Raw genomic sequence first — 12,502 nt, 5'->3', positions numbered from 1 at the left:
TCGGTCGAGCCCGCCGAGACCCCGTGAGTCAACCTTTTTCACTGCAGAAATGTATTCGATTCCCGTCTACATTTTGTTGACATTTCCTCGCATAAAGTTACGATTCGTGAGAGAATGGGAGTATGGACGACGAGCTGGATAGTGGCTCCACCGCACCGACGGGATCCTCTCCCACCGGTCCGAACTTGCACGACTGGAACACCGGCCTGTCCGGTCCAGATCCCCTCTCGGTCGCGGATGTCGACAGTCTGAGCGGCACCTCCGACACGCAGGCCCACACTGCGGCCGCCCCTGCGGTCGGCCCCGCCACGGGCTCGAGCCGAGCCGGCCGGGCCGATCGGGTTCGGTCGAAGCCGCGGCCCGAGTGGCGGGATCCGGCCGAGCTGCCGGGGGTGCAGCGCGCGCATACCGGTGCGTTCGGTCAGAAGCTCCAGGCCCTGGATGATGCGGCGCGCACGGTGATGGCGGTGATGGACTCCATTGACGTGAACGCGTTGAGTGACCCGGAGGTGGTGGCGTTGACGCAGATGGTCGAGCGGACCGGCCGGCCGGTGGATGCCGCCCGGGTGGCCACGGCGACCGTGGTCGGTTACCGGTCCCGCACTGGGCTGGGCGCGGAGTCGCTGGCCTGGCGGTTGGGGGCGTCGCACCAGAATGATCTGCTGATCGGGCTGACCGGCACCTCGGTGCCGGAGATGAAACGACGCGTGGCCCTGGGTGAGAAGGTCGCCCCGCGGATGTGGGGCGGCACGGTCCTGGAGCCCGAGTTCCCATTCGTGGCCGCAGCGCTGACCGCCGGCGAGATCGGCATCGACGCGGCCGAGAACATCGTGAAGGGCCTGGCCGACTACAAAGTGCACGGCCGCTTCGACGCCGACCAGTCGCTGGTGGACGGAGGTGAGGCCGAGCTGGTCGAATCCGCGACCGGGTCGGTATTCGGCCGCACCCCCGGCCCCGGCTGCACGGGACCGATCGCTCGTCTGGGCGACTCGGCCGGGTTCACTTTCCCGGCCGACCGGATCCGTGAGATGGCACTGACCTGGCAGGCGGTGTTGAATCCCGACGGCGCCGCGCCGAACGATGCGGTTTTCGAGGCGAAGTCCACTTTCTCGTTCGGCAAACTCAGCCAAGGCCTGCATCCGTTGCGCGGTGGGGTGACGCCGGAGCTCAAGGGCATCATGCAGACCCTATTCAACACGTTCCTGTCCGCGCGAAGCGCCCCCGCGTTCCCGTCCGCGGACGAACAGCAGCGCATCGAGGCCGGCGAACTGGTTCCCGGCGAGATCCTCGACGAACGCGACGGCGGCCAGAAACGCGCCGACATCCTCCGCGGCATCCTGGTCCAGGTCGCCCACGACCCCCGCACCCCGACCATGGGCGGGATGCCACCGACGGTGATGGTGCACGTGAGTGCCCATGACCTCGTCACCGGGGTCGGGGTCGGTTGGATCGACGGCGTCGAGGGTCCTGTCTCGATGAAAACGATCAACCAGATGATCGACAACGGCGGCTTCCGGCCGGTCTTCTTCGGCGGCACCGGCGCCGTCCTCGCCCTGGGCGACACAGTTCGCTGCTTCACGCCGCTGCAACGCAGGGCGATCACCGCCCGAGATGGTGGTTGCATCATCCCCGGCTGCACCTGCCCACCGCAATGGACCGAGGTGCACCATGTGACACCGTGGCAGCACGGCGGCCCGACCAACGTCTCGAACGGGGTGCTGCTGTGCTGGCGCCACCACCACGGCATCGACAACGCCGGCGGCTGGAAAATCCGAATGGTCCTGGGCATGCCCGAAGTCAAAGCCCCCCACTGGATCGACCCCACCGGAACCTGGCGAAAACCACCCCAACACCGCGCCCACGACCCCAAAACCCGACGACAAAACGAGTAGCCGCGGGCGCACCTCGACTCGTGGGCGCCGGGTCAGGTCAGGTCAAGCCAGGGCGAGGAAGAGCTTCTCCAGCTCGTCCACTGTGAGGGATTCGGCGTTATCGGGGTCCGCGATGCAATCCCGCATCGCCGAGGAGACGATCGTGAAGCCGGCCCGGTCGAGAGCGCTCGACACCGCGGCCAGCTGTGTGACGACATCCTTGCAGCTGCCACCGGCCTCGACGGCAGTGATGACCGCACTCAGCTGCCCCTGCGCGCGACGCAGCCGGTTGAGCACCTTCTTCTGGTTCACGGCACGCTGGTCGTCGGTCACGACCGTGGCCACTGGAGCCGACTCGGTCATGACCTGATCCCGTCCAGGGCCGTGGGCAGGCCGGCCTGCTGCCAGGCGTTCATGCCGCCGGTCACGTTGACGGCCTCGACTCCGTTGCGTTCGAGGAATGCCGCGCCCTGCTGGCTTCGGCCTCCGGCCGCGCAGATGACGTAGACGGGGCTGTCCCGCGGTACCTCGTCCAGCCGTTCGCTCAGTTCACCCAGCGGAATGGGGATGGCACCGGCCGCGTGACCGGCCTCGAATTCGTAAGGTTCGCGCACATCGACCACGACGGGATCGGAAAGGGCGGCGAGTTCGGTAACCGAGATGTCGGTCATGTGGGGGTCCCTTCGGGAACGGAAAGCGGGCACGACGGTATACCCCTGAGGGTATCAGAAGATGGGGGCAGGTTGAGAGGAGGTCGCCCCAGTACCCTAGACACATGCCCGCCGTTCAGAGCCGCCTCACAGTTCGCCTGTTCGCGACCCTGGTGTTCTTCAGCGTGTTGGCCGGCCAGTTCTGGCGAAACCTGCTCGGCTGGTGGGGCTTCGGCGCCATCGCCGTGTTCATTCTGGTCGGCAGCATCGGTCTCCTCGTCTCCCTGAAGCCCGAGTGGACCTGGCGCGGGTTCCCGAAGTCCCTGGCCGCGTTCATGCTCGTCGCCACGGTGTCCCTCGCCTGGTCGGCGTATCCGGGGGCGAGCGCGATCGGTATCACCCTGCAGTGGATCACGACGATCACCGCCCTGTTCCTTGCGCTGTGCCTCACCTGGGCCGAGCTCCTGCGCACACTCGCGGTCGCCCTGCGGTGGATCCTCGGCCTCTCGATCCTCTTCGAGGTCGTCGTCGCCGTGTTCATCGGCCACGCGGTGCTCCCGTTCTGGGTGGAATACTCCGGCAAGATCCCGGCCGCGTTCTACTGGTCGCGCGGACTGCTACTGGAAGGCGGCCCGATCGAGGGCATCGTCGCCAGCCGCAACCTGCTCGGCTTCATCGCCCTGCTGGCACTGATCGTCTTCGCCGTGCAGCTTTTCGCCGGCACCGTGGCCCGCGGCCGCGGCATCGCCTGGGTGACCGTGGCCCTGATCATGCTGTGGCTGACCCGTTCGGCCACAGTGTCCGTCGCCCTCCTGGCCGTCACCATCGCCCTGCTCTTCACACTGTGGGCCCGCCGGCTGCCACCGTTGGGCCGGCGCCCGCTCTACCTGAGCGCCGCCGCCGTCCTGGCCGCCGTGGTGGTCGGGCTCGTCGCGTTCTCGCCGGCGCTGCTTTCGATGCTCGGCAAGAGCGAAGACCTGACCGGACGTTTCGACATCTGGGGCCGGGTCATCGATCTCGCCGGCGAACGCCCCCTCGTGGGCTGGGGCTGGGTGAGCTACTGGGTACCGTGGGTCGAACCCTTCGACGGCCTCGCGGTGCGCAAGGGAGTGCAATACCTGCAGGCCCACAACGCCTGGCTGGATGTCTGGCTGCAACTGGGCATCCTCGGCCTGATCATCTTCGCCGCGCTCACCCTCTCGACCCTGTGGCGGTCCTGGTTCCTGGCCGTCGACAGGCCACGCCTGGGCATTGCCGACACTGAAACCTACGCCGTCTCCTCGATCCTGCCCCTCCTGCTCACGGTGGCGCTGCTTGCGCAGAGCCTGGCCGAAAGCCGGATCCTCGTCGAATCCGGCTGGGTGCTTCTCGTGATCCTGGCCGTGCGGACCAAGCGTCCCGGCGCAGACGCGGAGCTGCTCGGCCTGGGCCGGCGATGACCGGCCCCGCACGGCCCCCGTACGTTCCCGACGCCATCACCGCTGTGCTCGCATCGCCGCGGTTCAGCGCCACCCTCACTCACCTGATCCTCGGGTTCGCCTTTTCCACACACCTGCTGCGCAGCCTGATGGGCTGGCCGGGCCTGCTCGCCGCACTGGTGTGTCTGGTCGTGCTCGCGACGGCCTCCATGATCGCCCGGCGGCAGAGCATCGAATGGCACGGCCTGCTTCCCCTGTCGATCCTGGTCTTCCTGGTCTGGTGCGCACTGTCGGTGCTGTGGAGCGGGTATGCGCTGCAGACCGTCAGCGGCGTCGCCTACCAGTTGGCCTTCGCGTTCCTGGCGATCTACGTCGCCTTGGTGCGCGACACCATTCAGATCGTTCGAGCCACCGGCGATGTGCTCAGGCTGCTCCTCGGGCTGTCCCTGGCCCTCGAAGTGCTTTCCGGCCTGCTCCTGGACCTACCGATCGCATTCCTCGGCGTGCAGGGCAACATCACCATGCTCGGCCCCATTCAGGGAGTTTTCGGGTCGCGTAACGCGCTCGGCCTGGTCTCCCTGATCGCCGCGATCAGCTTCATCATCGAGTTGCGGTCCCGCTCCGTACGACCGGGCCGCGCCGCCGCCTCGATCGCGCTGGCCCTGCTCGGCCTGCTGCTGACCCATTCACCGGTGTTCGTCGTCGTGGCGAGCGCCGTCGGCATCGCCGCGCTGGCCCTGTACTGGCTGCGCCGCACCCGAGCCGAGGACCGCTGGCTGCTGCAGCTGAGCCTGCTCGGCGCCACGGTGCTCGCCGCCCTATTCGCCTTCGTCGGCCGCACCGGCATCATCGACCTGCTCAACGCCGGCAGTGAATTCGAGACCCGGTCGTCGCTGTGGCGCGAGATGTGGCGGCTGGTGGAGGTCCATCCACTCGAGGGTTGGGGCTGGACCGGGATCTGGCCACAGGACGTCAGTCCGTACGGCTGGCTCGACTTCGTCACCGGTAGCCGGCACTCCTCCGCCCTCAACGCATTCCTCGACGTGTACTTCCAGGTCGGCCTGGTCGGGTTCCTCTCCTTCGTGGTGCTGGTGGCACTGGCCTTCATCAGGTCGTGGCTGCTCGCCTCGAACAAGAAGCCCGTGGTGTACGTCTGGTCGCCGCTGGTCCTGGTGGTGCTTCTGGTCACCTCGGCGGCCGAGAGCACCGTGCTGGTCGAGTTCGGCTGGCTCCTGCTGTTGATCTGCTCCGTCAAGGCCGCGCAGGGCCAGAGCTGGCGCCGACTGCTATCGCCCAGCCCGCGCAACGAACTGATCTGATCTGCCCGACTCCCCCACCGGTCAGCGGATGGTGGAGATGGTCAGCGTGGCGGTCGTACCGTCTGATGCGACATAGGACCCGCTCGACTGCGGCACCAGGATGTCGGCGTACCGTGCGGCCCAATCATTCGAGCAGCGCCCATCGGTCAGTACCAGGGTCGAGCTCGCCTGCCGGGCCGCCACCGGGTCGAGGGCTCCTCCCGCGGCGACGATGGCGTTGACCGCGCCGAAATCCTCCGGCCACGCCATCCCGTAGTGGAAGTACGCGATGGGGACCCCCGCGGTGACCTTCACGACCCGCGGATCCAGGCACGGGCCCACGATGAGCAGCGTCCCCGGACTCTCCGAAGCCGATTCCCTCGCGAGGCCGGCCGCAACCCGGTACCGGTCCGAGTCCGTGTCCAGGAGAGCCCTGGCCTGGAACGAGCCGGCGAAGCGGACGAAGTCCCCCATCGACAGGAACGCCAGCACGGTCACCACCGCGAACCCGGCCAGGCCCACCCACCGACCCACCGATAAGGCCCGAAGGTCCCTCGCCACCAGCACCAGCACCGGAAGGATGGTGGCGGCAATGAGGAAGAACATATCGATCCACAGCCGGTACGGTTCCGCGTTGGCGCCCCACAGGTCGTTCGACGCCAGCAGCAACCAGGCCGTCGCGCCGCCCAGCGCGTAGGCGGCCCATTCGGGTCGCCGCCGGATCAGGCCCGCGATCGCGATCCCGACCAGCGGCACGATCAGAACGGTGCCGCCCAGCAGGCCCGCTGCTGCCGGCACCCCGAGCTGGGAATTCGACGCAACCCTGTACACCAGGAACGGGTCACCGGCGGCCAGCCCGCCGACCGTCGCGGCGATCTGCGGCGAGGCCCCGAGCGCCGCGGCACCGAAAAACAGCGCGACGACCCCCCTCGTCCGCACAATCAGTACCCCCAATCCGGGCGCCATCGGCAGCAGTCCGAACACGAGGGCGGGCAGCTGGCCGAACTCGGCGGCGACCCGAGGACCCCACACGAAGAGCACCGGGATCAGGCCGATGCTCAGGACAGCGAGGATCAGCCAGCGCCCGCTGACGATGGCCAGCACGGCGAGGACCCCGGCAAGGAAATACACCGCGGCGATGAAGGAGTAGGTCTGCACGTTTGCGAGCAGACCGATCACCAGGCTGAGACCGATGGTGCCGAACAGGCGCACGCGCTGTCCGTGCGGCCGCCACCAGAGCCAGCCGAGACTGAGCAGCACCATCCCCGCAATCGACAGGGAGACGGCTTCACCGTTGAGAGGATGCAGCACCGCGAACGGACCCCAGAGCACGGCATGGGACGCCAATTCGGTGTACCAGCCGTCGCCCTGGAACGCTGCGAAGGTTCCCAGCAGGAACGGAATCGGGGCCAAGAGGCCCATCCACCACCGGTTTCCGGCCGTAATGAGCACCGTGGCGAGCACGGCGACCAGCACCAGCTGGGCCGCCAGGCCGGTGATGTTCCACGCGGTGATCGGCGTCAGCCCGAACGCCCGCGCGACCAGTCCCGCGAACTCGTAGTACGCCCGCGGGTACGTGTTCGACCCGGTCTCGGTGTCCGGCTCGACGTCCTGGAACTGCCCCTCGGAAAAGTTCGTGACGATTGCCAGGTAGCCCAGTTGATCGTGCTCGAAGAAGGCGCGAAACCGGTTGATCGACCAGCCCGGATTCGCCAGGTACATGCCGGCCTGCGTGGCCGCGAACACGGCCACCGCCACCAGAACACTCACGCCACGCGCCAGCCACCCGCGTACGGATGTCCTCGCCGACCGCTCTGAGTCCACTGGTTCGCCCTTCCGGTGCCACGTGTGAGGCTGTGCCGGTGAACTTAGTGGGCGATCGAGATCCGCGCTTCCCCCTATAACGGGATTTCAGGAGCGGGGACTGAGAAGTCTAAGCTGGCATTTCACGAATCCGCGGATGCGCTCCGGCTCACCAGGCCCGCCGCCCGCACCATCCGCTGAACAAGTGCAGCTACAATCTTGCGAGCTCTCCGGCCGCCCCGCGCGGGAGAGAGCACACAGTCCCTGACGCAGTCAAGTGATCGGAACCAGTTCGAGTGAGTCAAAAATTTCCTGCTGACCTGAGCGAGTTCACGGTCCCCGGCCACAGCCGCGGAATCATCGACGCCCTGTCATACCGATACCTTCTGCGGCTGCTGATCCGGAAGGGCACCCTCACCCGCTATCACGGCTCGGTTCTCGGTTGGGTGTGGTCGTACGTCAAGCCCGCCGCCCAGTTCCTGGTGTTCTACCTGGTCTTCGGGTTCTTCCTCGGCCTGAACAAGGGGATCGACAACTTCCCGATCTATCTCTTCTCCGGCATGATCGCGATCAACCTGTTCGGCGAGGCCTTCGGCAACGCGACCAGGTCGATCGTCGACAACACCGCCCTGGTGCAGAAGATCTATCTGCCCCGGGAACTGTTCCCGATCTCTGCCGTGATCGTCGCCTTCGTGCATTTCCTTCCGCAGGTCTTGATCCTGGTCGTCGTCTGCCTGTTCGCGGGCTGGGTACCCACCCTGGTCGGCATCGCGAGCATCATCCTCGGCATGCTCATCGTCGTCACCCTGGCCATCGGTCTCGGACTGTTCTTCGGGGCCATCAACGTGGCGTTCCGCGACGCGCAGAACCTCGTCGAACTGATCCTCCTCTTCGCGACCTGGACCTCCCCGGTGCTGTACGCGTGGACGATGGTCGCCGACAAGGTCTCACCCTGGGTCTTCAACCTCTACCTCTCCAACCCGCTCACCTCCGCAGTTGAGTTGTTCCACGCCGGCTTCTGGTTCAGCACCACAACGGGCTCCCTGCCCCAGCCGCCGCACCTGGCCGCGTTCAGCCTGATCGGCCTGCTGATTTCGCTCATCATCCTTGCTATCGGGCAACTCGTCTTCAAGCGTCTGGAGGGGCACTTTGCCCAGAACCTCTGATCTGGCCCTGCCGCGCATCATCATCGACGGCGTCGACAAGACCTTCATCCTTCGGCACACCCACTCGTTCAAGGAATCGTTCATCGCCAAGCTTCAGAAGAAGAAGACGACGACAAGTTTCTCCGCGCTTTCCGACATCGGTTTCACCGTTCAGGAGGGCGAATCCGTGGCCCTGCTGGGCTACAACGGCTCCGGAAAGTCCACCCTGCTCAAGCTCATCTCCGGGGTGATGCGACCCGACTCCGGCCGGATCCTCACCCGCGGGCGGGTCGCCGGCTTGATCGAGGTCGGTGCCGGGTTCCACCCCGATCTCTCCGGCCGGGAGAACGTGTACCTGAACGCCGCGATTCTCGGCATGAACAAGGACGAGATCGACCGCCGGTTCAACGACATCGTCGAATTCTCCGAGATCGGCGAGTTCATCGACACCGAGGTCAAGCACTATTCGTCGGGCATGTTCGTCAGGCTGGCGTTCTCCGTGGCGATCCACACCGAACTGGACATCCTGCTGGTCGACGAGGTCCTGGCCGTCGGTGACGCCCCTTTCCGCGAGAAGTGCAAGAAGAAGATCCAGGAGCTCACCGATCAGGGTAAAACCATGCTCGTGGTGAGCCACGATGTCGATATGGTCACCCAGGTCTGCAAGCGGGGAATCGTGCTGCGCGACGGCAAGGTCTGCTTCGACGGCGCGGTCAACGACGCTGTCGCCTCGATGCAAGGGAACGGTGCGTAACGCTGTGACGGCCCAGAGCGCCGACGAGGAAGCAGACCAGAAGTCCTCTGGCTTCATCCTCATCGTCGCGGCCACCGGAATCGTGGGCATCGCGGGGTACGTCATCACCTGGCTGGTGCCCGCCGTGATCGGCGTCGGCCCGTACGCCGTGTTCGCCGTGTTCTGGTCGTTCATCTTCCTCGTCGCCGCGGCGCTCTCGGGCATCCAACAGGAGGTCACCAGGGCGACGCATCCGCGCGACACCGGCAACACCAGCTACCGCAACCGAGCAGGCGTCTTCGCTGTGGCCGCGTTCCTGGTCGTCCTGGCGCTCGTGCTGGGCACCGCCCCGCTCTGGCAGGCTCAGGTCTTCCCCACCGACGGCTGGTCGCTGGTCGTGCCGTTGGCGGTCGGCGCCGCCTCCTATGTGCCCCTCGCGGTGCTGGCCGGGTCGCTCTACGGCATCGGCCACTGGAAGGCCCTCTTCGGCCTGATCGTCGTCGAAGGCGTGCTGCGGCTGGTGCTGATCGGGATCGCGCTGGCCTTCCTGCCCGGTTCAGTCCCGCTCGCGTGGGCTGTCGCCATCCCGTTCCCCGTCACCGTGCTGGCCATCTGGCCCTTCGCCAGGTCCCGCGTCGTCGGCAAGACCCAGCTGGACGTCGCGCTGCCTGCTCTCACCTGGAACGTCGTGCGCACCATCGTCGCCGCCGCGTCGATGGGCCTGATGGTCAGCGGGTTCCCGCTCGTGCTCAGTCTCACCTCACCGGCGGTGCCCGCCGCCGAACTCGGCCTCGTCATTCTCGCGGCCACCCTGACCCGGGCTCCGCTGATCGTCGTGGGGATGGCCCTGCAGAGCTTCCTCATCGTCTTTTTCCGCGGTCGACTGGACCGGTTCTGGCGATCGCTGCTGCAGCTCGAGGCCCTGGTCCTGGGTCTGGGCGCCGTCCTGGCCGTCCTCGGCTTCCTGGCCGGTCCCGCCGTGTTCGCCTTCCTCTTCCCCGGCCAAAGCGTGCCAGAGGACTGGGTCATCGCAACCTTCGTGGCCTCCTCCGCGCTCGTCGGTGCGCTGTGCGTGAGCGCTCCCGCGGTGCTCTCCCGCAACGCGCACAGCGCCTTCACCGCCGGCTGGGTCGTCGCCGCCCTCACCACCGTGGTCTGCCTGCTGCTGCCCGTCGATTTCCTCGAGCGCACCATGCTCGCGCTGCTCGTCGGACCGGCCGCCGGTGTTCTCCTGCACGGCGTGTATCTCGCCGTCGCACGGAACGGCGAAGCCGCACCCGTCGCCCCCGACGCGCTGGTCACTGACTGATGTCAGTCCCTCCCCTGCCGACCACCTCGACGAAAGACACCTCCGCCATGAACCGCACCGGCCCGCACAGGCTCGCCGATCTCAAGTGGCTGGCGCTGACCGCTCTGACCGTCGGTGTGCTCGCACTGGTTCCCCTCATCTGGAACCGACGGTTCTATTTCCAGGACGACTCGGAGAACGGCGCCTTCGGCGTCTGGTACCACATCGGACAGAACCTCCTGGCCGGAAAACTCCCGGTCCTCAACCCGTCGGTATGGTCAAGCGGCAACTACCTGGCAGAGGGTCAGTGGGGCACCTGGAACCCGCTGATCATGCTCATCGGCGTCGGCGCGTACCTCGGCACCAACGCGGTGCTGTTCATGACAGTTCTGAAGGTGCTGCTCCTGATCATCGCGGGCTGCGGCGTGTACCTGCTGGCCCGGTCCTACCGTGCCGCTCCGCCACTGGCCTACGTGGCGGGTTTCGCCGTCACCCTCAACGGTTTCACCATCTACTTCGACGCCCCATCCTGGGTCACCGGTCTGCTGGTCTGGGCGCTGATTCCCTACTTCTGGGTCGCGCTGCGGCGGCTCACCCAGCGTTCGGCGAACCCGCTGCCCGCCTTCCTGGTCGGCTATCTCATCGTCACCGTCGGCTACGTGCAGGGTGTCTTCGCCATCGGCTTCGTGCTTCTCGCCGTCGGCGTCGACTGCCTCATCCGCCGGCACTGGGCCAAAGCCATGCGCGTCGTCGGCGTCGGCGTCGCGCTGGTGCTCGTGGCCGTCACGGTCTTCCTGCCCGGCGCGCTGACGGGGTCGGTCACCAACCGTGCCGTGAACATCGTCGGCAACGACGGCATGATGAGCGTGGACCTGGGCGGCATCTTCAGCTCCACCATCGCCACGGGCTACCCGCAGGTGAGTTCCTGGTGGTGGTCCGGGCCCACCGCGACCAGCCCGGTGGTCTACATCGCCTGGTTCCTGCCGGTGCTGTTCTTCGTCGATTGGCGCAAGGCCCTGCAGAACCGCGCACAGGTGCGGGACCTGACCATCGTGATGAGCCTGTCCCTGCTCTACGTGCTCCTGCCGACCGTGATCGGGCCGCTGCGCTATCCGGTGCGCTTCATGCCGTACTTCGCCCTCACCCTGATTGTCCTCACCGTGGTCGCCCTCAGCCGGGCTGGCGTGCCCCGGCCGGGCCGCAACCGGATCTTCGGCGCCGCCGCCGTGATCATTGCCGCGGTCTACCTGTCCTGGGCCCAACTTCCGCCGCACTATCTCGCCCTCATCTTCAGCGGCCTGGTGGCCATCCTCGGTCTCGGCGCAATCTGGTGGTTGATGCGCCGGCGCCCCGAACACAGCTCGGTCTGGCCGACCGTGGCCGCCGTCGCCGTCGCCGTCAGCCTGGTGCTGACGGCTGCCCAGCACTACGACACGCGCTCAAGCCCACTGTCGATGAACAACGTGCCCGCCGACACGAGCATCGCCAAGGGCGTGCTCGAAGGTATCGAAGGCGACGTGATCGTAGTGGGCGACCCCCTCATCTACGGGGCCGACCCCGCGGTCTGGCGGGAGACGCTGATGGCCAACATGTGGTACCTCAGCCCGGCCCAGGTGCAGAACCGCTACCAGCTCATCGGGTTCGCCGCGTACAACTCGGCGCTCTGCCTGCAATACCTGGGCGGCACCTGCCCCGAACTGCTCATCACCCTCTTCGAGCCGCGCGAGGCGACGGGGCTGCTCCTGGTGGACCAGCTCTCGATCGACAACATCCAGATTCTCAAGGCCGCGTTCGACGACGACGACGACGAATGGCGCACACCCCCCGCCGGGTGGAGCATCGAGCGCGACACCGGACTGACCGTGGTCTGGAGCCGGGACGAACCCGTCGGTTCCACCGGTGACGTGGTGTGGAGCAGCGACGGCACCAGCGTCGAGACCCTGTCCCAGACGGACACCTCCGTCACCATGAAGGTGCTCTCAGCGCCCGCTGACGGGGGCACGGTGGCCCTGAGCCGCTTGGCTTGGCCCGGATACTCGGCCGAGAACGCCACGCTCAGCACGGCGCCTGTGGACGGTTTCCTCCTTGGGGTGGATATTCCGCAGTCGTCGGTCGGCGAGGTCGTCACCGTCACATTCCAGCCGCCGGGCTGGGCCATCGAGGTGACCGCCTGGTTGACCGCGCTGGCGGGCATCCTGATCTGGACGCTACTCGTTTCGGTCGGCCGACTGCGCCGCCGCTCCACTGCCGCCGCCTAGCCCCACGCAGGCTCACGAGAGCCCCGGCTGGATATCCA

General features: G+C 66.9%; 10 protein-coding genes. 7 read left to right on the top strand and 3 right to left on the bottom strand.

Annotated elements, in window-relative coordinates:
• Window positions 1-122: 122 nt before the first annotated feature.
• Window positions 123-1,892, top strand: a complete 1,770-nt coding sequence (locus RCH12_RS02955; protein WP_327015991.1) for an HNH endonuclease signature motif containing protein — start codon at window positions 123-125, stop codon at window positions 1,890-1,892.
• A gap of 42 nt (window positions 1,893-1,934) precedes the next feature.
• Here the strand turns inward: RCH12_RS02955 and RCH12_RS02950 are convergent, their stop codons facing one another.
• Window positions 1,935-2,234: a metal-sensitive transcriptional regulator gene (locus RCH12_RS02950; RefSeq protein ID WP_103430305.1), complete on the bottom strand. Its 300-nt coding sequence runs from the start codon at window positions 2,232-2,234 to the stop codon at window positions 1,935-1,937.
• Window positions 2,231-2,542 (bottom strand): rhodanese-like domain-containing protein, encoded by a 312-nt coding sequence (locus RCH12_RS02945; protein WP_103430306.1) that lies wholly within the window; start codon window positions 2,540-2,542, stop codon window positions 2,231-2,233. The genes RCH12_RS02950 and RCH12_RS02945 overlap by 4 nt, the downstream gene beginning before the upstream one ends.
• Before the next feature lie 104 nt (window positions 2,543-2,646).
• On the opposite strand from RCH12_RS02945, the gene RCH12_RS02940 reads away from it, so the two are divergent.
• Window positions 2,647-3,960, top strand: coding sequence for an O-antigen ligase family protein (locus tag RCH12_RS02940; RefSeq protein ID WP_327015990.1), 1,314 nt, complete (start codon window positions 2,647-2,649; stop codon window positions 3,958-3,960).
• Window positions 3,957-5,258, top strand: a complete 1,302-nt coding sequence (locus RCH12_RS02935) for an O-antigen ligase family protein (protein ID WP_103461175.1) — start codon at window positions 3,957-3,959, stop codon at window positions 5,256-5,258. The genes RCH12_RS02940 and RCH12_RS02935 overlap by 4 nt, the downstream gene beginning before the upstream one ends.
• Before the next feature lie 21 nt (window positions 5,259-5,279).
• Here the strand turns inward: RCH12_RS02935 and RCH12_RS02930 are convergent, their stop codons facing one another.
• Window positions 5,280-7,007, bottom strand: a complete 1,728-nt coding sequence (locus tag RCH12_RS02930) for a hypothetical protein (protein ID WP_327015989.1) — start codon at window positions 7,005-7,007, stop codon at window positions 5,280-5,282.
• Between the two features lie 329 nt (window positions 7,008-7,336).
• On the opposite strand from RCH12_RS02930, the gene RCH12_RS02925 reads away from it, so the two are divergent.
• Genes RCH12_RS02925 through RCH12_RS02910 form a run of 4 tightly spaced genes read left to right on the top strand, consistent with a single transcriptional unit; the run spans window position 7,337 to window position 12,464 of the window.
• Entirely contained in the window at window positions 7,337-8,206 is an 870-nt protein-coding gene (locus tag RCH12_RS02925; protein WP_174776281.1) for an ABC transporter permease, read from the top strand.
• Window positions 8,190-8,939, top strand: a complete 750-nt coding sequence (locus tag RCH12_RS02920; RefSeq protein WP_327015988.1) for an ABC transporter ATP-binding protein — start codon at window positions 8,190-8,192, stop codon at window positions 8,937-8,939. Before RCH12_RS02925 ends, RCH12_RS02920 begins: the two co-directional genes overlap by 17 nt.
• 4 nt (window positions 8,940-8,943) lie before the next feature.
• Window positions 8,944-10,227, top strand: coding sequence for a hypothetical protein (locus RCH12_RS02915; protein ID WP_327015987.1), 1,284 nt, complete (start codon window positions 8,944-8,946; stop codon window positions 10,225-10,227).
• Window positions 10,227-12,464 (top strand): hypothetical protein, encoded by a 2,238-nt coding sequence (locus tag RCH12_RS02910; protein WP_327015986.1) that lies wholly within the window; start codon window positions 10,227-10,229, stop codon window positions 12,462-12,464. Before RCH12_RS02915 ends, RCH12_RS02910 begins: the two co-directional genes overlap by 1 nt.
• Window positions 12,465-12,502: the final 38 nt, after the last annotated feature.

It is taken from the genome of Cryobacterium sp. MP_3.1 (assembly GCF_035984795.1).
Lineage (GTDB): Bacteria > Actinomycetota > Actinomycetes > Actinomycetales > Microbacteriaceae > Cryobacterium > Cryobacterium zongtaii.
This window is presented reverse-complemented; position numbering and strand designations above follow the sequence as displayed.

Excerpts from the sequence above, each read along its gene's own strand:
- RCH12_RS02955 (WP_327015991.1), top strand. The coding sequence starts at position 123 with ATGGACGACGAGCTGGATAGTGGCTCCACCGCACCGACGGGATCCTCT.
- RCH12_RS02950 (WP_103430305.1), bottom strand. The coding sequence starts at position 2,234 with ATGACCGAGTCGGCTCCAGTGGCCACGGTCGTGACCGACGACCAGCGT.
- RCH12_RS02910 (WP_327015986.1), top strand. The coding sequence starts at position 10,227 with ATGTCAGTCCCTCCCCTGCCGACCACCTCGACGAAAGACACCTCCGCC.
- RCH12_RS02945 (WP_103430306.1), bottom strand. The coding sequence starts at position 2,542 with ATGACCGACATCTCGGTTACCGAACTCGCCGCCCTTTCCGATCCCGTC.
- RCH12_RS02935 (WP_103461175.1), top strand. The coding sequence starts at position 3,957 with ATGACCGGCCCCGCACGGCCCCCGTACGTTCCCGACGCCATCACCGCT.
- RCH12_RS02940 (WP_327015990.1), top strand. The coding sequence starts at position 2,647 with ATGCCCGCCGTTCAGAGCCGCCTCACAGTTCGCCTGTTCGCGACCCTG.